This window comes from Acinetobacter sp. V104_13 (genome assembly GCF_031798995.1).
Taxonomy (GTDB): Bacteria; Pseudomonadota; Gammaproteobacteria; order Pseudomonadales; family Moraxellaceae; genus Acinetobacter; species Acinetobacter pittii.
The window spans coordinates 100,029-124,377 of record NZ_JAVQNP010000027.1 but is presented as its reverse complement, the minus strand read 5'-3'; the positions used below and the strand labels follow the sequence as shown (position 1 = coordinate 124,377).

Below are 24,349 nucleotides of genomic sequence, written 5' to 3'. Positions count from 1 at the left end.
TCTTTTAAACTGCCATAAAAAATAAAGGACAGCATCATACTGTCCTCTATTTTATTAAATCAGTTACTTGATAACTTTAATTCGAGTTGTAGCTGGAATAGTTAAAGGTGAATTGCTAGTAACATAAGTTTCAAGTGCATCAATATCTTGACCACCACCGACACGGTTTTGGCCTTCTTTTAATACCGTAAAGTTGTCACCACCATCTGCCAAGAAGCTATTTACCGTCACGCGATACACTTTAGTGTCAACTAAGGGAGAACCAGCAACTATGATGTTACTTGCTCGTGGTGAAACAGATGTATTTGCTGCATATTGGTAACTCAACTCTTTAGATGGCTGTAAAATTCTAGGTGAATTTGCATTTGCACCAGACCATTGCTGTTCAAGCACATCTCTAATCTGTTTACCGGTTAAGCTCAAAGTCACAATAGAGTTACCGAAAGGTTGAACTGCAAAAACATCGCCAAAGGTAATCTGGTTACTACTATTAATGAGTAGATCCGCACGCACACCACCTGGATTCATTAGCGTAAAGTCTGAGCCTTGATTACTTGCTTTTAAGGCAGCCGCTTGCTGAGCATCGGCAATCATAATACCTAGCGGACTTTCACCACTTTCGACTTGAGTACGGCTCACAACGGCAGTAGATGTACCAACCACACGACTTGAAATGGTGGTCACAGCTTGGCGGTATTTATCTAAAATTGCTTCAATGCTTGGGGTTTTACTAAATTTTTGATAGAGATCTGTAAGACTTACTGTGGTTGTACCAGACGTATATGCTTCACTTTGTACAGGAACCTGTTTCGCATCTTTTTTAATTACATCACCAGTTTTACCATCTAATTCAATCTTGATGTCAGTAATAAGCGTGCCATATTGTCCAGCTGAAGTAAGTAAGAATGGTTTAGCTGGATTTTTTGTTGCATAGTCACAAATATAAGATTGATGTGTGTGACCTGAAACAACAATATCAACTGCTGGATTAAGCTTATCCAAAATTCCTAAAATCGGACCACTTAAACCATCACATGTTTTTTGATTGAGCTTCGTACTTGGCGCCGCACCTTCATGGACAACGACTACAATCGCTTCAATTCCTTGTTTTTTTAATTCAGGAATCAACGCATTTACTGTATCTGCTTCATCACGGAACTCAACGTCTTTAATACCTGCCGCAGAAACAATACTTGGCGTCGCTTTAAGAGTTAAACCAATAAATGCAACTGGAATTCCGCCATAAGTTTTGACTTTATAGGCTGGGAAGATCGTTTTACTGGTGTCATTTTTCATTGCGACGTTAGCAGCGAGGAAATCAAATTTTGCACCACTAAAGTTTTTATTAATTTGACAAGGTACAGTGCTGGTATATTGCTGACATCCACCATTTTTTAAACGGCGTAATTCGTCTGTACCACGGTCAAATTCATGGTTACCTACAGCATTAAAGTCAATTTGAATATCATTCATGACTTCAATGGTTGGTTCATCTAAAAATAAAGAAGAGGTGAGGGGAGAAGCGCTAATTAAATCACCTGCCGAAACCACAGCATTATTTGGATTTTCTGCTTTAAGTTTTTTAATCGCATCGGCGAAGTAACTCACTCCTCCTACAGGAATACGAACAGATTGAGCAGCATCATTTGGATTTGGTGCCTCGACATAACGCTTAGGTGGCTCAAGATTTCCATGAAAGTCATTAAAAGCTAAAATATTTACGGTTTGATTGCTTCTTTGGGCAGGTGGTGCTGTGTCATTATCATCATCGTCATTACATCCCGCCAATAATGCTACAGCCAGAGAAAGTGTTGTTACTTTAAAAAGTATTGTTAAATTTTTCATTTTTTTATCATTTGATCAATTAAGACGGATAAAAAATACGCTTTTAGTATGAATGTTTGATGAAACACCCAATAAGCAAATATGTTCGAAATATTAAAATTTGGACAAAAAACACAATTATCGAACAATATCTTAGCTAGGGGTGGTCTACAAACCCAATTTTTTTATTTAGAATAAATTTTTAATTGCCTTATAAATCTTAATCAAGTGATTCATTTCATAAGATTAATATGAACCGGAGATAATTTATGCAATGGACTAAACCAGCTTTTACTGATTTACGCATTGGTTTTGAAGTTACAATGTACTTTGAAGCACGTTAATCAGTTTCGTCAAATATGTCATAAGCCCTAGTCTTGTTCTAGGGCTTATCTCTTTCTAATAAGATATTAATTTTATGTATATTTATGTTTTAGGTTCAGCTGCCGGAGGCGGGTTCCCGCAGTGGAATTGTAATTGCCCGAATTGTGATGGTGTGCGCACAGGTACAATCCAAGCCAAAGCCCGTACTCAATCATCGATTGCTGTTTCTGAAAATGGAACAGACTGGGTTTTATTAAACGCGTCACCTGATATCCGTCAGCAACTCTTCGAATTTAAAGCAGCTCAACCAGCACGTAAATTACGTGATACAGGAATAACAAGCGTTATTTTAATGGATAGTCAGTTAGACCATACCACTGGGCTCTTAACCTTACGTGAAGGTTGTCCAATGAATGTATGGTGTACAGAAATGGTCCACCAAGATTTAACGAGTGGCTTTCCAGTATTTAATATGCTTAAACACTGGAATGGTGGTCTTCAATATAATGAAATTAATCCTAAACAAGCCTTTAAAATTGATGGTTTCGAAAATTTAGAATTTTTGCCTTTAATTATTAAAAGTGCAGCTCCACCATATTCACCGCATCGAAATGACCCACATGACGGCGACAATATCGCTTTAATTATCAAAGATCATAAAACACAAAAGCAGTTATTCTATGCACCGGGTCTTGGAAAAATTGACGATCAAATCATGCAGATTATGCAGAGTTCAGACTGCGTCATGATTGATGGTACGCTTTGGACAGATGATGAAATGCAACAAACAGGGGTTGGAACTAAAACTGGCCGTGAAATGGGACATTTATATATTAGTGGCGAAGGTGGTTCATTGTCTTATTTAAACCAGTTGAGTACACCTAAAAAAGTGCTGATTCATATTAACAATACCAATCCAATTTTAAATGAAGACTCCGCTCAATTTGCCGAACTAAAAGCAAATGGTGTAGAAGTTGCCTATGATGGCATGCAGATTGAACTCTAAGGTGAAACATGACTCAAACACCTGAAGCTTTAACAACAGAACAATTTAAACAAGCCATTATCGATAAAGGTCAGTATTATCATATCTATCATCCATTTCATGTGATGATGTATGAAGGTAAAGCGACCCAGCAACAAATTCAGGCTTGGGTTGCAAACCGCTACTACTATCAGATCAATATTCCGCTCAAAGATGCCGCAATCATGGCAAATTGTCCTGATCAACGTGTGCGTCAAGAATGGATTCAACGTATGATCGATCAAGATGGTGAATATCCAGATGGCGGTGGTCGAGAAGCATGGCTACGCTTAGCCGAAGCTGTGGGCTTGAGTCGTGAACAAGTTATTTCCGAAGAATTAGTTTTGCCGGGTGTACGTTTCGCAGTAGATGCATATGTGAACTTTGCACGTCGTGCTTCATGGCGTGAAGCAGCAAGCAGTTCTTTAACAGAACTTTTTGCTCCTCAAATTCATCAATCACGTCTTGATTCATGGCCACAACATTACCCATGGATTGATGATAAAGGCTATGAGTATTTTCGTTCTCGTTTAAGTCAGGCACGCCGTGATGTTGAACATGGTTTAACAATTACGCTTGATTCATTTACAACTTTTGAGCAACAAGAACGAATGCTGGAAATATTACAGTTTAAGCTGGATATTTTATGGAGCATTTTAGATGCTTTAACTTTGGCATATGTTCACAATGAAGCACCATATCACAGCGTGACAAGCAAACGAGTTTGGCACAAAGGACTATTTAAATGAATAAAGAGCAGTTTGATTTAAACCTTGTGCCAACATGGCGACAAGGTTACCGTTTTCAGTTCGAGCCAGCTCAAAATGGTTTTGTGATTTTATATCCTGAAGGCATGATCAAATTAAATGAAAGTGCAGGGGCAATTGGACAATATATTGATGGGCAGCAAAATGTTTCTGCAATTATTGCTCAGTTAAAGCAAAAATTTGGTGATATTGCTGAGATTGATCAGGATGTAGTGGATTACATGCTGGTCGCAAAGCAGCAACACTGGATTGATTTAGTATGACAGAAGGTGTTGGCCTGCCTTTATGGTTATTAGCGGAGTTAACTTATCGTTGTCCGCTACAATGCCCATATTGCTCAAACCCATTAGACTACGCTCAGCATAAAAATGAACTAACCACTCAAGAGTGGTTTGACGTTTTTGATCAAGCACGTCAGATGGGTGCTGTTCAACTTGGCTTCTCTGGCGGTGAACCACTGGTACGTCAAGATTTAGAACAACTCGTTGCACATGCTCATCAACAAGGGTTTTATACCAACCTCATTACCTCTGGTATGGGCCTTACTGAACAACGTATTGCCGATCTAAAACAAGCGGGTCTAGACCACATTCAAGTGAGCTTTCAAGCTAGCGACCCTGTGGTGAATGATGCCTTGGCAGGTTCAAAACATGCTTTTGAACAAAAGTATGAAATGTGCCGGTTGGTTAAGAAATACGATTACCCAATGGTGCTTAACTTTGTTATTCATAGACATAACATTGACCAGATTGAACAAATCATTGAACTTTGCCTTGAGCTGAATGCCGATACAGTCGAGTTGGCAATTTGTCAGTTTTACGGCTGGGCTTTTTTAAACCGCCAAGGTTTATTACCTACACAAGAGCAACTGACACGAGCTGAACGGATTACCAATGAATATCGAGAAAAATTAAAAGCGCAAAATCACCCTTGCAAACTTATTTTTGTAGTGCCTGATTATTATGAAGAACGACCAAAAGCCTGTATGAATGGCTGGGGTAAAATCTTCTTTACGGTTGCTCCAGATGGTATGGCGCTACCTTGCCATGCAGCACGACAACTGCCCATTTCGTTTCCAAACGTCCGCGAACATAAATTGTCAGATATTTGGTACAAATCAACTGGATTTAATCATTTCCGTGGCGATGCATGGATGCCAGAAGGGTGCCGTAGCTGTCCCGATAAAGATCGTGATTTTGGCGGATGTCGTTGTCAGGCCTATATGTTGACTGGAGATGCGGCTAATGCTGATCCTGTATGTGGGAAATCGCCGTATCATCAAATGATTGAACAAGCGCGGACAGAAAGTCAATTGGCTGCACCTTTGCAAAATTTAGTATTCCGTAATAGTAGAAACTCTAAATCCTTAAGCACCGCACAAAATATTCTAGTCCACACAATTACAGACATATAGCAATTAACAGGAATACTCATGAAGCCTCGCCATATTCCAGTTTTTGATGGACATAATGATGCATTAACACGCTTATGGCTAAGTGACCATCCAGATCCTGTACATGCTTTTGTTCATGAACGTTTAGTGGGCCATCTTGATTTAAAACGCTGTCAAGAAGCTGGTTTTATTGGTGGAATGTTTGCGATTTTTTTACCGCCATATAGCTATGTGCAACAGCATCATTCCAATAAATTATTTGATCAGAATGCTTCTGATTTTACGCAACAGCAAATTGAACAAATTTGCTTGGAACAACTTGATTTAGCTCACCAACTTGCTCAGTATTCTAAAAATATTAAAATTTGCACCTCGGTTCAAGATATTCAAGATTGCAGAGCAGAGAAAAAGCTAGCAATTGTATTGCATATGGAAGGTGCAGAAGCTTTACAACAAAATCCTGATTTACTCGATGTATTTTATGAAAGAGGCTTGCGTAGTATTGGCCCACTCTGGAATAGACCTAGCCGTTTTGGACATGGTTTAAATGCTAAGTTTCCGCACTCACCTGACACTGGAGCAGGTCTCACGAGTGATGGCAAACATTTTATAAGACGCTGTGCAAATAAAAAAATGGTGATTGATGTTTCACATATGAATGAGAAAGCTTTTTGGAATACTGTAGATATATTGCAGCAGCCAATTGTAGCAACACACTCTAATTCACATGCTTTATGTCCTCAAGCTCGCAACTTAACTGACCCACAACTCAAAGCAATAAGGGAAAGTAAAGGGATGGTGGGGGTAAATTTCGATGTCGCTTTTTTACGGTCAGATGGACAACGAAATACAGATACATCGATTGATGTAATTTTGGAACATTTAGAATATTTAATGGATCATTTGGGCGAAGAACATGTAGGTTTTGGTTCGGACTTCGATGGTGCACTTATAGGTACTGAACTTGAAGATGTAACAGGCCTACATCGCTTAATTGAACGTATGCAACAGCGTGGTTATTCAAAAACACTGATTGAAAATATATGTCTTAATAATTGGGTGAGGGTGCTTTATAGAATTTTTGGTCAATAATGAATGACTAAATAGAGTTAATCTACAGAATCATAACTATTTTTTTATTGGCCGAAATGACTAAAAAAAATACAAATAGTTTAATTGTCAACCATTCGGTATATTCACTACACTCAACCTTACTGAATGTAAGAACATTTGGTATTTCAGGTCTTTTGTGGTTTTCACATCACCCATTTCTTTATGAGAAGTAGAAATGGGTTTTTTCTTATCCTAATTATATAAACGTGACAGTCATCACAATAATCACTAATTATTGGTAAAAACCCTCAATCCCATCTTGACTAAAAGTTCAGCATTAAATACATTTGTAATGTATTTTTAAAGATAATAAGATTGCATAAAGCGATTCATAATACTGCTTAATCCTGAAATACAGTGAAAAGCCTATTCTTTTTTAGAATAGGCTTTTTGCTTTGTATCAAAATTTATTTTTCGGGATTATTTTTCTCTTCAATTAACATAAAAAATAAACACCTTACAAAAGCGGAGCAAATGAAAGCCGTTAAATAACAAATTTTATGCTATTAATTTAAGCTAATTTCTCAAAAGTTACTCCGTTAATCGAAGAGGTGCAAAATGTTAAAGTCAATTATAGTATTGGGAACAGGTATCGCGATTGGGATGTGTATGTACAAGAAAAAGCAAAAAAATAGCAAAAGCTTTACCACAGATAGTGATACAGGCTCATTGATTAGTAAAGACACTGCTAAAAATAAAGATGATGGTTCGCTGGATAACGCAGTACAAGTTTAGAATTAAATAAAAAGGGTTCAATTAATGAACCCTTTTTATTTAATTAAAAGTAAATTTTTTAATAAGTAATATTTACATTGAATAGATTAACTTAAAAATAATATTTAAATTAAATAATCACTCAACTATTCATTTAATTATTACAAAAATATGATTAGAACAAAGAAAACACTTTCATTATTAAAATTTACATATTGTATCAGTGGAGTCTTTATTATTGTCGATGCGGATAATAAAAAAATGGAGACTAGTATGTCAAAACGCCATATCTTAAAAGAAGTGAATGCTAAAAGTATGTGTGGTATGGAAATCGTTGTCGAACAAATTTATGAAAATATCAATGAAAAAAACTTTATAGACGTTGAACTGGAACAGAGCTGGTTACCACTTTCTAAAATTGTGATTTCGGATAAAGTCATCAATTTAGATCCAGATAATACCTTTGCTCATCCAAGAACAGGTAAAGTCTTTAAAGTACTTAATTCTTAATCGTTTTCCTGTCAGTAGACTTTTCATATTTCTAAGTCATTGAGGCGAAACATAGATACGTTTCGCCTCAATGTATTTAACTAAGAATTAATTTACTTTTTTGAAAATAGTTTCTCTGCGGCTCCCAACACAAAAATAAAGAACACAGGAACAAAAAAGATGGCTAAGATGGTGGCAGATATCATGCCTCCAAATACTCCTGTACCTAATGCATGCTGAGTTTCCGAACTTGCTCCAGTTGCAATGACCAATGGGATAACACCACAGGTAAAGGCAAGGGAAGTCATCAAAATTGGGCGTAGGCGTAACTTTGCTGCTGCAACGGCTGCTTCAATTAAAGTCATGCCTTCTTCTTTGAGCATCTTTGCGAACTCAACAATTAAGATCGCATTTTTGGCAGATAAACCAATAATAGTGATAAGACCAATTTTGAAGAAAATATCGTTTGGCATTCCTCTTAACATAATGGCCATTACCGCACCAAAGATGCCTAAAGGAACAACAAGCATGACAGATAACGGAATTGACCAACTTTCATAAAGTGCAGCTAAAACTAAAAACACGACTAACATCGATAAAGCAATAAGGAATACCATTTGAGATTCAGATTGCTTTTCTTGTAATGAAATACCTGTCCACTCATAACCAATACCTTGAGGAAGTTTGGCAATCAGCTTTTCCATTTCTCGCATCGCATCACCTGAAGATACCCCTATGTTAGGCACTCCAGCGATACTTAATGATGGTCGGCCATTGTAGCGGTTATATTGCTGCGGCAACTTATTCCACAGAGGAATCACGACCTCAGATAAAGACACCAGTTGTCCGTTTGCGCCTGCAACCTTTAAACTCAAGATATCTTTTAAATGCATTCGTGATTTTGCATTGGCTTGAACAATAACTTGCTGCATTCTGCCTTGATTTGGAAAATCATTGATATACATCGATCCCATTGAGGTCGAAATAATATCTGAAACAGAAGCAAAGCTTACTCCTAGAGTGTTTAATTTCTCGCGGTCGATTTTCAAGCTAATATTGTCACCTTGAGGTAAACCTTCTGGGTAAACCATATAAAACTTTTTGTTTTGGGCCGCCATTTCCATGAGCTTTTCTTGGGCCGAAATTAAAGCAGGCATTCCTAAATTTGCTTTGTCTTGTAAACGCAAACTAAAGCCTGAAGATGTACCCAATTCATCAATTGCTGGAGGAAGTACAGACATAGTTGTACCTTCTTTACTGTTTGCCATTTCAGCATTTATGAAGTTGGTATAGTCAGTAGTAGATTTATCACGCTCACCAAAATCTTTTAAGGTTGTAAAAGCGAGTGCAACGTTTTGACCCGCGCCACTAAAACCCCAACCCATAATTGAAATATTGCTTTTAACATCCGACTGCTCATTTAAATGGTTTTCAAAATCTTTCACAATTTTTGTCGTACGTTCAGCAGTCGCATCTGAAGGTAATTGGAACGACGTTAAAAACCAGCCTTGATCTTCCTCGGGCATAAAAGCAGTTGGCCAATATTTCATACCTGCAAAAGTTAAACCTGTAATCACCACAAAAATAATTAAAGTCGGAATAGTATGTTTAATGACTTTAAGTAAAATCGCTTCATATTTTTTTGTGACTTTATCAAAGCTACGATCAAACCATGCATAAAAACCTTTCTTTTGATGATTTGCAACAACTGGTTTTAATAAGGTTGCACAAAGTGCAGGGGTGAGCGTTAAAGCTAAAAATGCCGAGAATAAAATTGAGACTGACATCGTAATGGTAAATTGGCGGTAAATAATACCGACTGAACCACTTGCTAAGGCCATTGGTAAAAATACGGCTGCTAGTACCAAAGTAATACCAATAATCGGGCTGGTAATCTCTGTCATGGCTTTGGAAGTCGCTTCTTTAGGCGATAGACCTTCGGTTGCCATAATTCGTTCTACATTCTCAACAACTACAATCGCGTCATCGACAATAATCCCGATCGCAAGCACCATGCCGAACATGGTTAACACATTAATTGAGTAACCTGTTAAAAGCATGATGGTAAACGTACCAAGCAGAGCAATTGGAGCAACAATCGCAGGAATTAAGGTATAGCGAACATTATGAAGAAATAAATACATCACAATGAAGACCAAAACCATGGCTTCAATTAATGTATGAACTACCTTTTCTATCGAAATTTTAACAAAAGGAGCAGTATCGTAAGGAATGCTAAATTGCATGCCTTCAGGTAAATTTACTTTTAGCTCTTCGAGTTTCTGTTTTACCGCATCTGCTGTTTTTACTGCATTTGCACCAGGGCTCAACTGAATAGCTGCAGCTGTTGCAGGTTTACCATTTTCTAAAATCGCAAAATTATATGACTGAGCACCCATTTCTACATCGGCTACATCCGACAACTTAATAGTGGCACCACTAATATTGCTCTTTAGACTAATATTTTTGAACTGCTCTACATTTTCAAGCTGTCCTTGAGCGGATAAAGGTATAGTAATTAATTGACCATTAACTAGAGGGCGATCACCAAGTCGTCCTGGTGCAATATCGATATTATTGTTACGAATCGCATTATTTACATCACTAATCGATAGACCATAAGAAACTAATTTATTTGGATCTACCCAAATTCGCATCGCTTTTTCAGCACCGAATGACTGAATTTTTCCGACACCTTCAACACGTTTAAGCTCTTCGACCACATTACGAACCAGATAATCACTCAAATCGACTTCTGAATAACGATGGTTAGGTGAGTTTAAACCAACAAGCATTAAAAAGCCTGAGGAAGATGCCTCTACAGCTAAGCCTTGTTGGCGGACGACTTGGGGTAAGCGTGCTTCAACCGCTTTAATTTTATTTTGTACGTCGACTTGTGCCATATCCACATCGGTACCGGGTTTAAATGTCGCGGTAATTTCAGCGGTTCCTGAAGAATCCGTTGTAGCACTATAGTAGAGTAAGTTTTTTACTCCTGACATTTCCCGTTCAATGAGGGTAATCACACTATCATTAATCGTTTTGGGAGTAGCGCCAGGATAACTTGCTGTAATGTTCACTTCGGGTGGAGCGACACTCGGAAAGCGTGCAATGGGTAGCTTTGGAATACTCAGCACACCAAATAGAATAATAAAAATTGCAATTACCCATGCAAAAACAGGACGGCGAATAAAGAATTGAGACATCATTTAGCATCTCCTTGCTTCACCGTATTTTCTGTTGAAGCCGCTTTCCATGCTGAAATTTCCAGTTTTTGGTTGGGCTGAATACGCTCTATACCTTCAACAACAACTTTGTCGCCTGCTTTCAGCCCTTTATTGATGAGATAAAACTGCTCATATTGTTGCCCTAATTCTATTGAGCGAATATCTGCGCCACCTTTGGCATTCACTACATAAACTTGAGGATCGCCATTCATATTGCGCTGAATAGCTTGTTCTGGCACGAGTAAGGCCTGAGGAACCGAAGCACGCTCAATATTAACGCGGACATACATACCTGGCAGTAATTTTCTTTCAGGATTGGCCACTTCAATACGGATGGTGACATCTCCAGTTTCAGGGTCCACATTAATATCTTCAAACAGCATTTTTGCTGTAACGTTATAAGGCTGTCCCAAACTATTCAAAATCTGTACAGCTTTTTGATTGTTGGCAGATAACTCACCACTTTGTAGAGCTGCTTGTAAGCGCTCATATTCTCCAATAGATTGCTTTACATCGACATAAACGCGGTCAATTTGTTGAATAGTCGCCATAGTATTGCTATCAGCCTGACTAACCAAAGCGCCTTCTGTTACGAATGATTTACCAATACGTCCGGAAATCGGTGCTCGCACTGTCGCATACTGTAAATTAAGATTTTGTCGAGCTAATAATGCTTTCATTTGAGCAACATCTGCAATCGCTTGTCGATATTGCGCTTCGACATTACTTACTTCTTGCTTACTAATCGCATTACTTGGTAAAAGTTGCTGGTAGCGCTCAAGTTGTATTTTTAAGCGGTTTACTTCTGCTTCAGCTTTATTTAAACCCGCTCGATTACTATTTACATCAGCCTCAAATGTTTCTGAGTTTATTTTGTATAGAGGTTGTCCAGCTTTAACTTCACTACCCTGAGCGAATAAAACTTTTTCGATAATACCGCCAACTTGAGGACGAATTTCGGCAGTTCTGAAAGCTTGAACGCGCGCCGGTAGATTTTCACTAAAGTTAATAGACTGCGGTTGAATTGAAATAACGGTAACCTTAGCCGTAGATACTTGTGTTTGATCACTTACTTGTTCATTGCCACAGCCATGTAATACAAGACCGAAAGATAAAACGAATGGAACTAAAAAATGCTTTTGCACTTTTATAACACCTAATGGACTTCTAGATACTGGCATTATTTTTGATGTGTGTGTAACCAAAATCACGAATATGTGGAAAAAGTGTGGAGATCTATCAAAAAATACGCGTATGATAAATCAAATTTTTCCCGCGTCTTATTGCTATGTTCGAGTCAACCTTTACGTTTAATTGTCAGGATAAGCTTATTCTTGTGGTAGAAGATGAGTATGATATTGGCGATATTATTGAACATTATCTTAAGCGTGAAGGTATGCGTGTTGTACGGGCCATGAATGGTAAGCAGGCAATTGAAATACACGCAGCGCAACCTATTGATCTGGTGATTCTCGATATAAAAATGCCGGAACTGAGCGGGTGGGAAGTACTGAATAAAATTCGGCAAAAAGCAGCAACACCAGTCATTATGCTTACGGCTTTAGATCAAGAAATTGATAAAGTCATGGCTTTAAGAATTGGAGCAGACGACTTTGTCGTAAAACCCTTTAACCCAAATGAAGTGGTCGCACGTGTACAAGCAGTACTAAGACGTACTCAACAAAACCAGCAAACTCCCAACCGAAATCTGATTTATAAAAATATTGAGGTGAATACCGAAATTCATACTGCTTACATCCATTCGGGCGATCAAAAACAAACACTCAATTTAACTCTAACTGAGTACAAAATTTTATTACTGATGTTACCGCAACCTCATAAAGTCTTTACTCGTTCAGAGCTCATGAATCAGTGTCTACCAGATCGAGATGCATTAGAACGTACGGTCGATAGCCACGTCAGTAAGCTGCGAAAGAAAATAGAAGATCTGGGTTTACGAAATATGCTCATCAATGTTCGTGGTGTAGGCTACAGGTTGGATCATCCACATGAAAAATAAAACGGGCATTAGTAAACAACTGATTATTGCACTGAGCTTTACCAGCCTAAGTGTTACACTGAGTTCGCTAATTTTAGGTTATGGCACCTACTATGTTGCAATTGAAGTAGGGCTTATATCTCTCGAAAAGCTGAAAGAAAGTGATGAGTTTTTCCACTATCTAGATGGTATATGGTTATTCGCCGTGCTTTTGTTTGGCACAGCATTATCAATTATTTTAGGCATCAAGCTTGCTCAACGCTTTATCGTGCCTATTAATCTATTAGCAGATGCAGCCAAGAAAATTAGTCATGGAGATTTAAGCGCACGAGTTGAAAAACCGGCGCATCATTCTTCTGAAATTGGTGAGCTTATGGATAATTTTAATGATATGGCACAAAAACTAGAGACTTCAGTTGAAAATGCTCATGTCTGGAATGCCGCAATTGCACATGAGTTAAGAACGCCAGTCACCATTTTGCAAGGTAGGTTGCAGGGGATTATTGATGGTGTTTTTGAAGCTGACCCTATTTTATTTAAAAACTTACTGAATCAAGTAGAAGGTCTTTCAAACCTAGTCGAAGATTTACGTACATTGAGTCTTTTTGAAAACCAACAGCTTAGACTTAACCTCGAAATGATTTGTTTTAATGAAACTGCTCATAAAGTCGTGCACATGTTTGAAGAAAAATTAGAAAAAGCTCAGCTTAAAGTCATTTTCGACATTAAAGCGCCAAAAGTTGAGTGTGATCAACGGCGATTTGAACAGATTTTAATTGCTTTACTGGATAACGCTACACGTTATGCAAATCCGGGAAAGTTAATTGTTTCAACGAGACAAGAACAAACTAACTGGATTCTTGAAATAGAAGATGAAGGACCTGGCATTTCAGCTGAGCATCGCAAAGATTTATTTAACCCTTTTTTCAGGTTAGAACAATCAAGAAATAAAGAGTTAGGCGGCACTGGGTTAGGTCTTTCGGTTGTACAAGCTCTTGTCATTGCCCATAAAGGTCAAGTCGATTATTTAAATCAATATTCACATAGTATTTTTAGAATAAGCATTCCCCAATAATGATCGCTTTTGTACAACCTTTAACGCTTTAATTAAGAGAAATTGCATTTCATGACTCGTGATTAACTAAAAAATAGGTTAATTTGTTTATAAAATTTTTAAGTAAATACTGATTTTTTATGATAATTGAGATAGAAACCCATCCACTTGAGCCATTTTTACCTGAAAATGCCCGTTTATTAATGTTAGGCAGTTTTCCACCGCCACGTAATAAATGGAAGATGGATTTTTACTATCCTAATTTCCAAAATGATATGTGGCGTATTTTCGGTTTAATCTTTTTCCAAGACAAAACTTACTTTTTAAGTGAAAGCCAAAAAAATTTTAATGAAGAACGTATTCGAAACTTCTTGATTGAAACTGGTATTGCAATCTTTGATACCGCTTATCAAATTAAGCGGTTGAAAGGGAATGCCGCAGATAAATTTCTTGAAATAGTAACGCCAACAGATCTTGCAGTTTTACTTCAGCAGATTCCTCTATGTCAAACCATTATGACCACAGGCGATAAAGCGACTGATATTTTAATTTCAGTTTTACCAGAACACACCGAAAAACCGCTTATAGGAATGTCTACCTCGACTTACTTTGCAGGACGAAATATTAATTTATACCGTCTACCATCTTCTTCTAGAGCATATCCATTAGCGCTAGAGAAGAAAGCAGAGGCTTATCAAAAATTCTTTAACGAGATTGGCATTTTATAAATAAACTTGAAATGCTGTTACATCATCCATTCAACTGGTAGATATGAAACAGCTTTAATCATGGTACGTTGGAAAAGGCTCGTATCTGGGTCTTTTTCATATTCAACAATCTTTCCATCCGACTGATAATCTAACCAAACAATTTTGCCTTCACTATTTAACTTAAGCTGGTAAGCAACTTGAGGTAAGTGCTGATCGAGCATGACTGAAATTTGCGCTTGTAATTGACTCGACTCAATAACCAGACCGACCTCAGTATTTAAGTAAGTCGAACGCGGATCAAAGTTAAAAGAACCAATAAATACTTTACCGTCTACATCAAAAAACTTGGCATGTAAGCTTGATTTATTTTTACCTTTTGCAGGGATCACACTTCCAGTTACCACTTCATACCAAGTTCTGCGTCTGCGTTCTAAAAAGGGCTTAAACTCAAATAGTTCTACACCACTTTTGAGCATTTCAACTCGATATTGACTATAAAAGGCATGCACAATTGCTACGTCATTTGCAGCAAAAGAGTTGGTTAAAACCCTGACTTTAACACCTTGTACCTTGAGTTGTTTTAAATAGTAAGTGCCTTGTTGGGTAGGAACAAAATAAGCAGAAGCTAATTCAATATGCTGCTTTGGTTCACCCATAATGGCCATAACTTGCCCATAAAGCATCTCTTCTTTAGAAGCTAGTCCTAAGATCTTTTTTGGTGAATCAGCAACAAAATATGCTTTTGACCACTGGATTGGATAGTGCTCTAAAAGTTCTTTTAAATAGCTTTGAGCATCGTAAAGCTTATCTTCAGTTTGAGTATGATTTTCACTTTCATGAATTAAATCATGGTAGTGCTGCCTTAGTGTTTGCAAATGGTGGACAGCACATGTTCCCACCAGCTCAGTAGCATTTTGACTTAAATCACTTTGCCAAAAATCATTAAAGACAGACTGTGCATGTTGTACGGTATGTCCATAAAATAAAATATCTAGATCTGTAAACTGAAACTTACTACTTGCGTCAAAATATTCACTACTAATATTTCGACCGCCTGTTACCGCAATCACACCATCTGCAATAATTAACTTATTATGCATGCGATGGTTTACTTTTTTGAACCGAAAAATATAGTCTAAAATTCTTAAATATCTAAACTTGTATGGATTAAACAATCGAATTTCAAAATTGGGGTGGTGGAGAAGGCTTCTAAGAACTCCATCCAGCTTTACTCCATTTTGATCATCAATAAGTAAGCGGATTTTTACGCCACGATCTGCCGCCGTTAGTAACTCGTGCAGCATTAAGTTTCCAACAAAATCATTGGTCCAAATATAATATTGTAAATCGATTTTTTCTTTTGCATTTCTAATCAGATACATACGAGAAGCAATACTGATAAAGGCATCATCTAATGCCACAAAAGCAGTCAGTCCTTGTTCTGTTTTTTTTGTAGCTTGCTCATCATTCAACCAATTAAAGCTATTCGTCACTATATCATTCTCATCAGGGTCGTATGTACCGTTATACGAAGGTGTATGTGTAAAGCCCCAAGCATTTAATGCCATACTACTATACTGCTGATAAATTTGATTAATCATGTAAGCTTTTAAAGTCGCATCCAAGATAAACACATCTCAGCATTTTTATATTCAATTTATATGTCAAAATTCATATTAAACGTTATAAATACATTCTGCCAAGCCTCAACGCTAGCAATTCCTTATATTTATTGGCACTTCTTAGAAAACATATCAATTAAAAAATATAAAGTTAAATTTAACCCTTTTATGCCTAATGCTATATTCAATATTATTTTTTAAGGATGCTTGAGATGAGTTACTTGGGTTCTTGTCTATGCAATGAAGTCAAATTTTCAGTTACTAAGAAAATAAACACGGTCTATCACTGCCACTGTAGTCTCTGCCGTAAACAAACTGGAACGGGGGCAAATGCAGCAACATTAGTAAATAAGGATAAATTTGAATGGTTATCAGGTTTAGAACTTGTCCGTACCTATAAAAAAGAAACAGGCTTTACATCTTCATTTTGCAGTCAATGTGGCTCACCAGTACCTAACTTGGTAGGCACTACTGATTTTATGTGGATTCCATTAGGCCTGTTAGACCAAGATATTGTTGTGCTAAAAAAGCTTAATTTTTGTATCGTTTCAAAGTCAAATTGGGTAAACACAGTAGATGCAGATGAATCTTACGATGAACTTCCAACTTTAAATAAACTAAACATATTGTTCGATTAGAGAAATTTTAAAATGAGACTTAGTTTGCATTAAATTTAGTTTTTTCGGATGGTTATGCTTGCAGGTTTCACAAAAACACACTAATTACAATTGGCAGTATAACAATTACATTAGAAAACATGATATCTATCATACTTCCTTAAAGGGCTGAGTGAGTAGCTTAATAATAAAAGGGAGAAAATAGAGATGCCACAATATTTAATCATCGCTGAGAATGTATATAAAAAGATTGAGGACAAAAATTTATTTTCAGAAAGCTCGGCAGAAAACTTAAATCAATTAGTTGGTGTAATTCGTAATGAAATTAAAGGCACCAAATTTAAACTTAAATACAATTTTATAGATTTTGAGGAATGCCTAACCAAGCCCTTAGAGGAGTGTGCCATTAAGTTAGACATGAGCCTTATGCCTAAATATAAAAATAAAGACGAATATATACTTTGGCTCGCAGGTTTTATCGAAAGAATTACGACAGGAGGTGAGGCGAAGCTTCCTCCGATCTCAAAATTTATTCCTCCAGACTTTAAGTTTAATTATGAGGAACCACCCAAAGTATCATCTTCTACACAAGATGATGGAGAGATGATCATTAATTATTTCAAATCAGATGCCTTTAATAAAATTATAAGCCAAGAAAAATAAGTACATAAAAAATATAGAAGTGCTCGTCCACTACACTTCTATATCTCGCTGTAAATTCAGCAACCGCCTACTGGGGCGGTTTTTTAATTTTACCCACCTTATTCATAAAAAATATATTGTTATAACTTTTCACAAAAGTTTGCATAAGGCACAGAATCAGTCTCATTGGCCTAAAAACAGATACAACCTTCAATGTTAATTTTAAATTTACTTAACTATCGTTTGGAGATAAGTATGTTCAAAGCTATGTTTTTCTTTGGTGCTGGGGCTGTTTTCGGTTACTGCTGTAAACACAAGGAGGATAAAGCTAAAGAGGAAAACTCATCAAAATAAGCGAACTGCATTCATAAAGAACTTACTAATGAGTTGGTTTTTTATAAGGAGGTGTCTATGCTCCACAACCTTAGACAGCTTTTCTGTATTCATGTTTGGGAATATGACTTTGATATTACTCATGACGAAGTTAAAGAATGCAGAAAATGTGGGAAAATTCATAAAATCAAGAGTTTCCCAAAATTGACTTAAGATGTAAATTTTTAATTTTAGTCTTAAGTGAATATTAAAAATTAAATAGGCTCAAAATTTAAATATTGAGCCTATTTAATATAAAACTTAATTAATTACCGTTAAATGAGATTAAAGAACACCTACCAATTTAATCAGAATAAAATCCCAAATAAATCACATTTTAAATCAATAAAACAGTTATATTGCACATAACTTATCAATTAAAATTAAAAATACAGAAACAATTTAATAAAAATTAAAAACTTATTTTTATAGCTTTCAAATTATACTTATATTTTACAAATAATTAATAAGGAGATAGAAATGCCAAAATACTTACTATTAGCAGAAAGAATTAATAAAAATATTAAGAGTTCTTATTCAAATAATCATTTTAGAAATTTAAATAATCTTATTGTAGAAATAAAAAAAGCTATTGCAGGCACTGAACTAAAGTTTTTATATAACTTTGTGAACTTCGAAGGTGTTGTTATTAGTGTAAAAAATGAACTTCCTATTAAGCTAGATATGAGTTTGATTCCAAAGCATAAAAACGAAGATGACTTTATTTTATGGTTGGCAGATTTCATTGATCGAATCACTATAGATACAAGCAAGGGTGTTCATTAAAGATCGTTATCTCTCTGGCAAGAGAAGACTATTTGTAATCAATTATCTATAACTTTAATGGATAAGGTATTTAAGGTTCTTGTCTAGGAGCTGAATTCATATCATGTCGAACTCTGCTGATGTTTTCATAAATGACTTTACGCATTCGGTTTACTGCGCCTAATGGTTTATGCTCAGGTAGGGCATGCCACGGTGTAAAAGACAGATTCTCACAAAACTTATTTTGTTCTGGTGTGTCAAAGTTCTGCTTGGGAATATGAATAGTTGCTACTTGATAGAAAGGAGCTGCTTTTTCATCCCATTCTGTCATTGAGTCTTCTACCAACATTTGATTTGAAGTTCGTGGTTGAATAAGGAACTCCATACACGCATCATTATTGTGTAAAGTATTCTTTAAAGCTTCTCTTAAAAAATCATGACTAGGATTCTTAGGTAGATTGTTTGGCTGCATTGAACAAGCACGTACTGAATATTTAACTGCTTTTCGATCATTGCCTACTCCTAACTGATAGGGAACCATAGACCAATAACGTGCGTATAATGGATTTGCAATTTGTGAATTACGTGCTCCAAGAGCATTCATTGTTCCCTTAAAACCTAAAGTAAATGGAATGTGAAGTTTTCTGACCATATTATGGCTATTCACGTCATTCATAAAAGAAAGGTATCGTTTAGCATCATTCGCAAAAAAGACTGGATGATTAATCATAATAAAATCTTGAGTTGTTGCTTGCTTTTCACTTTCTAAAATTTTCTGTCCAGACACACCTAAAATTTTTATTGCTATGCCACGTGCATCTTTTTTAATGTCCGCATTAGAGGCATCATTTGAAGCATTAGAAAATCGAATCCATGCTTGATAACTTCGATCTGGAATAAACATCCCTTTAGCAAACTGGACAGGTATATTTTTTGAGACATGAAAATCGGCACGAACACAACCATGCGCCTTAGGGTGTGCATCACGTAAAGCATTTCCAGCCGTATACTGTTCCCGAATTGACTTTTCAATGACTTGAGCTATGTTTTGAGCGAGCAACTCTTCGTTAGGCTGTAACTTTTCTCCTAATACTGGGTCAATCTCTGGATAAGCGTTACTTTCCGAAGAGATCTTTGTGGTCGACGTTGTGTTGGAATATAAAGTTTCTGTACAACCTGATAATACAAATACAAGAGGAGTAAATAAAAACAAACCTTTAAAATTTATAGGCTGTATAAAAGTTGCCATTTATTAACTCCTCAGTGTAAAAATATTTTAGGATAATATTAAGATTTCATGTTTAATTTTATTTTGAACTTTATGAAAAATATAAACTGTAAATAATTTAAACGTCATTGTTACTTATCTGAACAATAAAATAGGAATTATTATTTAATATAAAACCTCTTAATACATTAAGAGAATGTAGACATGATAACTAACTCACAAAATGTACAAAATAATACTAATACATCACCTCGCCCAGTCACTCAGAATACACTTATTGATCGGTTTAGCCCTATTTATTGGAGAATAGACGGCCCGCAAACGATGTCTTTTGCCATTACAAACTATGGAAATGGTTTTGAAGCATCTTTTAGATCACGTATGACAAATGATTTGGTAGGAATTACTTGGGATTCTTATGACACTAAAGATCATAAATTTTTAGCGTATCAAACCAAATATAGCTATGCAGGGGTGGTTTGGGACTTCGATATTGAGTTATCTGCCACGATGCCAGTGCTGAACAATCCAAGTTTAACGCCCACTTTAACGGTGTACTATAATGAAAATGGCGTAAATAAAATTGCATATATTGTCCTATTTAATTACGCAAATAATCCTTCCTCGCGAACGGCGCATATTCGTATTAATTGGGATACAGTAAAAGCAGGCTTCTCTGCTACAGATAGCTTTCCGGTAACCAATATTCAGCGAATTTCATTTTCTGGCTTTACCAGTGACTATAATGGTCAAACCGCTATACCTTTAAGTCAACCAAAAGATGGCTACATTCGCCTCACTAACTCCGTTGTAACTGGAACAAATGCAAAGTTAAATTTGAGCCGCGTAGTTGTGCCACAGCACAATTATGGCATCTGCACCAGCTATGATGACCACTATGACTTAAACCCGCAGCGCCTAGTCAACAATATGGTCGCTTTGGGATACCAAGGTTTCGTTAACCACTATTGTGGAATGTCGCATTATCCAGAAATGACATGGAAAAGCGATATTAATAAATGGCAAATACCTGATACGTTGGTGACAGGCGAGGCGGTCGTTAATTCATGCACTCGTAAATGGCATGAGAAATATGCCCAGGCTTTACATAACGCCAGTTTGCAACCCATTTTTGGGGTCAGCTTTGAAATGTATTCCTTGGGCGCCAATGAATATTGGGCACAGCGTGACTGGAACAGTAATTTAGGTAAAACAGGCTACCAACCACCGAGCTATTTTTTTAGTTTAAGTCATCAGAATGCTTTGGCATATCTACATAAAGTCTTTATTGAGTTCGCAGATACAATGGTAGTGGGTGGATGCGATGTAAATATGCAGATTGGTGAACCTTGGTGGTGGTATAACACTGACACCAATCTACCTTGTGTGTATGACTACCCAACAAAATTGGCTTTTAATGCAGATACAGGATTATATGCACCAGATTTGGGTACAATTTATGAGGCAATGAATAAAACAGGAACGCCTTATGATGAGTTTAAAACATGGCTTAGAAATAAATTAGGACAAACCTGTCAAAATATTCGTACCGTGATCAAAGCAAAATATTCCAGTGCCAAAGTTAGTCCGCTCATTTTCTTTCCTTCCATTCAGTCCCCAATTCAGACTTTAGCCACTTATATTAACTATCCAAGCCAACATTATTCATATCCTAATTTTGATTACATGATGACAGAAGCTTATGATTGGCTATTAGAAGCTCGCTTAGACTTGGCACATCAGGCAGTTTCCCAAATACCTATACAAGGGTTAGGCTATCCTGCCAATAAAGTCATTTATTTATCTGGTTTTGTTCCCGATGCATCTATTGCCTATATTTATGGATTTGATAAAATCAAACCTTATCGAACACCTATTTGGCAACGAATTTTTGGTGACATGAAAAACAATGTTTCTTTAGGTTTAATGAAGCAATTTATCTGGGCATATCCACAAGTTATGTTTGATTCAATTACGATTGATACCACTCAAGCCCCAAATGGCTTCTTTGTTGAAAATACGCTTTATTCTCCAATTAGTGATAACACACCATATCCACCAGATATTTACCTCTAAGTAAAAATAAGCTGCTTATAAGCTAATGATTTGATAAGAAACCTCTTCAAGCAAGAGGTTTTCTTCTTTTTTAAATGTAGGCTTGCTTAGATGTATCTGACTGGCTATGCTGTGATGGATTGTCATGAAAGCCAATTTTAATTTAAGCAAAATTAAGCTCTTGTATTATCAATATATAATCTATTTTGCTCGACTATAAATACCGAATGATTTAAAGGAAACCCAAAGATGAAATCTCGTGCAGCTGTCGCCTTTGCCCCAGGAAAACCTTTAGAAATTGTTGAAGTTGATGTTGCACCACCTCAAGCGGGTGAAGTTTTAATAAAAATTACCCATACAGGGGTATGTCATACCGATGCTTTTACATTATCTGGCGATGACCCAGAAGGTGTTTTTCCTGCTATCTTAGGTCATGAAGGCGCAGGTGTTGTGGTTGAAGTAGGTGAGGGCGTAACAAGCGTTCAACCAGGTGATCACGTGATTCCACTTTACACGGCTGAATGTAAAGAATGCTTATTCTGTAAATCTGGAAAAACCAACTTGTGTGTTGCGGTACGTGCTACTCAAGGTAAAGGTGTAATGCCAGATGGCACCACACGTTTTTCATATAACGGCGAACCAATTTACCACTACATGGGCTGTTCAACCTTTAGTGAATATACCGTAGTTGCAGAAGTCTCTTTGGCTAAAATCAATCCTGAAGCGAATCACGAACAAGTTTGTTTACTTGGATGTGGTGTGACAACTGGTATTGGCGCCGTGCATAACACAGCAAAAGTACAAGAAGGTGATTCTGTTGCTGTATTTGGTCTAGGCGGTATTGGTTTAGCTGTTGTACAAGGCGCACGTCAAGCAAAAGCAGGACGCATTATTGTCGTAGATACCAACCCAGATAAATTTGAACTTGCTAAACAGTTTGGCGCTACAGATTTCTTAAATCCAAAAGATTATGACCAACCTATTCAGCAAGTGATTGTAGAAATGACAGGTTGGGGTGTAGATCATTCATTTGAATGTATTGGTAACGTTAATGTTATGCGCTCGGCTCTAGAGTGTGCACATCGTGGTTGGGGGCAATCTGTTATTATTGGTGTAGCTGGTGCAGGCCAAGAAATCTCGACACGCCCATTCCAGCTAGTGACGGGCCGTAAATGGTTAGGCACCGCGTTTGGTGGAGTAAAAGGTCGTACACAACTTCCTAAAATGGTCGAAGATGCTATGAAAGGTGAGATTCAACTTGAGCCTTTTGTAACACATACCATGCCTTTACAAGATATTAATACTGCTTTTGATTTAATGCATGAAGGTAAATCAATTCGTACTGTCATTCATTTCTAAATGGAATAAAGAAGGGCTGTAATTCAGCCCTTCTTTATGACTTATAGTTTTATATCTTAAATGGCATTACCACACATATCTGTTGTGCCTTGAGGGTAGCTAAACTGTAGCGCATTACGGTCAGTAATCAGTTCATTAGATAATTCTTGTCCAAATAATTGATTAGAGTATATTCCTATACTGCTTGAGACAGAAAAACGTATATTCTCTAGTGGAGCAGGTAAAGTAGATTGATACCCCTGATCAACACCATTTACTATCAAGCCAACCTGCTTAGTATTCTGATTAATATACATCCCTAATCTTTGGTATTCATTTGAATTATTTGTCATGTTTTGACCTTTATAATATGGATTGTTAGGCCCACTATTATCACTAAGTCGATAAGCTACATAATAGTTTAATCTAGCAGGATTCTCACCAAAATCTGGATCATACCCCCCCATATCAAACCAATAGTTGGATCTAATTGTATAACCATTATTTGTTACCCCACTAAATCCAATGCTAGAGGAGTAATAAGTAGAATTTCCAAGTGATGAACTCCCAAGAGTGGATGTTGGAATTTTAAGTTCCATTTCAAATGCAATAATACCTGTGTGAGGTATCGTTAAATCACCAATTTCATTAACCGAATTCAGACTATCTACTTTACTTGTAGCTACATAATCTACGTAGCCATACTGACTTTCTGGCGTAGGTTCTACTTTAAAACCAAATTTTTGACCAGTTATCAATGGGAATATTTTCATAGGAAAATCAGGATGTTCATTATTCCATAGATCGAGATCTTCCTGAGTCACATCAAAATTGTATTGGCACACTGGGGCAGAATTAAGGGAATTTGTTTTTGCCAAAAGTGTTTGAGACGTTAATTTTTCATCCTTTGCAGTTGATGAAAATTTTTTAGATGCTACTTTTTGGCTTGACTCGCTATGCGTTACTGTATTGGTATTATCAGAAGATACTTCATACATGGCCCAGCATAATGTAATTGCACTAACAGCAAATATACCTATTTTTTTCATAAACATTCCTATCTAGTTAAGTA

At 36.7% G+C, this 24,349-nt stretch carries 22 protein-coding genes; 16 read left to right on the top strand and 6 right to left on the bottom strand.

The genetic code is table 11. From position 1 onward, the window contains the following. Positions 1 to 63 precede the first annotated feature (63 nt). Positions 64 to 1,845 carry a bifunctional metallophosphatase/5'-nucleotidase gene (locus tag RMB06_RS13320; protein ID WP_311079868.1) on the bottom strand — a complete coding sequence of 594 codons (1,782 nt, stop codon included), beginning with the start codon at positions 1,843 to 1,845 and terminating at the stop codon, positions 64 to 66. A 248-nt stretch (positions 1,846 to 2,093) separates the two neighbouring features. Between RMB06_RS13320 and pqqA the strand changes: the two genes are divergently transcribed. The 8 genes from pqqA to RMB06_RS13280 all read left to right on the top strand — a co-directional run bounded on the left by pqqA (position 2,094) and on the right by RMB06_RS13280 (position 7,669). After that, on the top strand, positions 2,094 to 2,168 hold the full coding sequence (gene pqqA / locus RMB06_RS13315; protein ID WP_001982218.1) for a pyrroloquinoline quinone precursor peptide PqqA: 75 nt from the start codon (positions 2,094 to 2,096) through the stop codon (positions 2,166 to 2,168). 74 nt (positions 2,169 to 2,242) lie between these two features. Continuing rightward, positions 2,243 to 3,154 carry a pyrroloquinoline quinone biosynthesis protein PqqB gene (gene pqqB / locus RMB06_RS13310; protein WP_311079866.1) on the top strand — a complete coding sequence of 304 codons (912 nt, stop codon included), beginning with the start codon at positions 2,243 to 2,245 and terminating at the stop codon, positions 3,152 to 3,154. Between the two features lie 8 nt (positions 3,155 to 3,162). Beyond that, entirely contained in the window at positions 3,163 to 3,921 is a 759-nt protein-coding gene (gene pqqC / locus RMB06_RS13305; RefSeq protein WP_002113690.1) for a pyrroloquinoline-quinone synthase PqqC, read from the top strand. Continuing rightward, entirely contained in the window at positions 3,918 to 4,202 is a 285-nt protein-coding gene (pqqD, locus tag RMB06_RS13300; RefSeq protein ID WP_004792407.1) for a pyrroloquinoline quinone biosynthesis peptide chaperone PqqD, read from the top strand. Before pqqC ends, pqqD begins: the two co-directional genes overlap by 4 nt. Then, positions 4,199 to 5,353 (top strand): pyrroloquinoline quinone biosynthesis protein PqqE, encoded by a 1,155-nt coding sequence (gene pqqE, locus RMB06_RS13295; RefSeq protein WP_311079863.1) that lies wholly within the window; start codon positions 4,199 to 4,201, stop codon positions 5,351 to 5,353. The genes pqqD and pqqE overlap by 4 nt, the downstream gene beginning before the upstream one ends. A gap of 18 nt (positions 5,354 to 5,371) precedes the next feature. Next, entirely contained in the window at positions 5,372 to 6,424 is a 1,053-nt protein-coding gene (locus RMB06_RS13290) for a dipeptidase (protein WP_311079862.1), read from the top strand. A 579-nt stretch (positions 6,425 to 7,003) separates the two neighbouring features. Continuing rightward, entirely contained in the window at positions 7,004 to 7,180 is a 177-nt protein-coding gene (locus RMB06_RS13285) for a hypothetical protein (protein ID WP_213074774.1), read from the top strand. Between the two features lie 252 nt (positions 7,181 to 7,432). After that, the gene (locus tag RMB06_RS13280) at positions 7,433 to 7,669 is read left to right on the top strand and encodes a hypothetical protein (protein WP_069140449.1); all 237 of its coding nucleotides are present in this window, start codon (positions 7,433 to 7,435) and stop codon (positions 7,667 to 7,669) included. Between the two features lie 92 nt (positions 7,670 to 7,761). On the opposite strand, the gene RMB06_RS13275 is transcribed toward RMB06_RS13280, so the two are convergent. Next, positions 7,762 to 10,857 carry an efflux RND transporter permease subunit gene (locus tag RMB06_RS13275; protein WP_311079861.1) on the bottom strand — a complete coding sequence of 1,032 codons (3,096 nt, stop codon included), beginning with the start codon at positions 10,855 to 10,857 and terminating at the stop codon, positions 7,762 to 7,764. After that, the gene (locus RMB06_RS13270; RefSeq protein WP_311079860.1) at positions 10,854 to 12,020 is read right to left on the bottom strand and encodes an efflux RND transporter periplasmic adaptor subunit; all 1,167 of its coding nucleotides are present in this window, start codon (positions 12,018 to 12,020) and stop codon (positions 10,854 to 10,856) included. The genes RMB06_RS13275 and RMB06_RS13270 overlap by 4 nt, the downstream gene beginning before the upstream one ends. 143 nt (positions 12,021 to 12,163) lie before the next feature. On the opposite strand from RMB06_RS13270, the gene adeR reads away from it, so the two are divergent. From adeR to RMB06_RS13255, 3 genes are all read left to right on the top strand, one after another. Further along, the gene (gene adeR, locus RMB06_RS13265; RefSeq protein WP_311079858.1) at positions 12,164 to 12,895 is read left to right on the top strand and encodes an efflux system response regulator transcription factor AdeR; all 732 of its coding nucleotides are present in this window, start codon (positions 12,164 to 12,166) and stop codon (positions 12,893 to 12,895) included. After that, positions 12,885 to 13,949: a two-component sensor histidine kinase AdeS gene (gene adeS / locus RMB06_RS13260; protein WP_311079856.1), complete on the top strand. Its 1,065-nt coding sequence runs from the start codon at positions 12,885 to 12,887 to the stop codon at positions 13,947 to 13,949. Before adeR ends, adeS begins: the two co-directional genes overlap by 11 nt. A gap of 119 nt (positions 13,950 to 14,068) precedes the next feature. Next, positions 14,069 to 14,656, top strand: coding sequence for a uracil-DNA glycosylase family protein (locus tag RMB06_RS13255; RefSeq protein ID WP_311079855.1), 588 nt, complete (start codon positions 14,069 to 14,071; stop codon positions 14,654 to 14,656). A 17-nt stretch (positions 14,657 to 14,673) separates the two neighbouring features. On the opposite strand, the gene RMB06_RS13250 is transcribed toward RMB06_RS13255, so the two are convergent. Then, positions 14,674 to 16,263, bottom strand: coding sequence for a phospholipase D family protein (locus RMB06_RS13250; protein WP_311079853.1), 1,590 nt, complete (start codon positions 16,261 to 16,263; stop codon positions 14,674 to 14,676). A gap of 200 nt (positions 16,264 to 16,463) precedes the next feature. On the opposite strand from RMB06_RS13250, the gene RMB06_RS13245 reads away from it, so the two are divergent. The 3 genes from RMB06_RS13245 (at position 16,464) to RMB06_RS13235 (ending at position 18,677) form a co-directional block, all read left to right on the top strand. Next, positions 16,464 to 16,898: a GFA family protein gene (locus RMB06_RS13245; RefSeq protein ID WP_311079851.1), complete on the top strand. Its 435-nt coding sequence runs from the start codon at positions 16,464 to 16,466 to the stop codon at positions 16,896 to 16,898. Between the two features lie 186 nt (positions 16,899 to 17,084). Next, positions 17,085 to 17,540: a hypothetical protein gene (locus tag RMB06_RS13240; protein ID WP_002113876.1), complete on the top strand. Its 456-nt coding sequence runs from the start codon at positions 17,085 to 17,087 to the stop codon at positions 17,538 to 17,540. 831 nt (positions 17,541 to 18,371) lie between these two features. Beyond that, complete coding sequence (locus RMB06_RS13235) at positions 18,372 to 18,677, top strand: hypothetical protein (protein ID WP_311079848.1); 306 nt, start codon at positions 18,372 to 18,374, stop codon at positions 18,675 to 18,677. A 70-nt stretch (positions 18,678 to 18,747) separates the two neighbouring features. On the opposite strand, the gene RMB06_RS13230 is transcribed toward RMB06_RS13235, so the two are convergent. After that, positions 18,748 to 19,905, bottom strand: a complete 1,158-nt coding sequence (locus RMB06_RS13230) for a catalase family protein (RefSeq protein WP_311079845.1) — start codon at positions 19,903 to 19,905, stop codon at positions 18,748 to 18,750. A 183-nt stretch (positions 19,906 to 20,088) separates the two neighbouring features. Between RMB06_RS13230 and RMB06_RS13225 the strand changes: the two genes are divergently transcribed. Continuing rightward, positions 20,089 to 21,960 (top strand): phage capsid protein, encoded by a 1,872-nt coding sequence (locus tag RMB06_RS13225; protein ID WP_311079843.1) that lies wholly within the window; start codon positions 20,089 to 20,091, stop codon positions 21,958 to 21,960. 228 nt (positions 21,961 to 22,188) lie between these two features. Then, the gene (locus RMB06_RS13220; protein WP_014206736.1) at positions 22,189 to 23,298 is read left to right on the top strand and encodes an S-(hydroxymethyl)glutathione dehydrogenase/class III alcohol dehydrogenase; all 1,110 of its coding nucleotides are present in this window, start codon (positions 22,189 to 22,191) and stop codon (positions 23,296 to 23,298) included. Positions 23,299 to 23,354: 56 nt separating this feature from the next. On the opposite strand, the gene RMB06_RS13215 is transcribed toward RMB06_RS13220, so the two are convergent. After that, on the bottom strand, positions 23,355 to 24,326 hold the full coding sequence (locus tag RMB06_RS13215) for a DUF4882 family protein (RefSeq protein ID WP_213033934.1): 972 nt from the start codon (positions 24,324 to 24,326) through the stop codon (positions 23,355 to 23,357). Between the last annotated feature and the right edge of the window lie 23 nt (positions 24,327 to 24,349).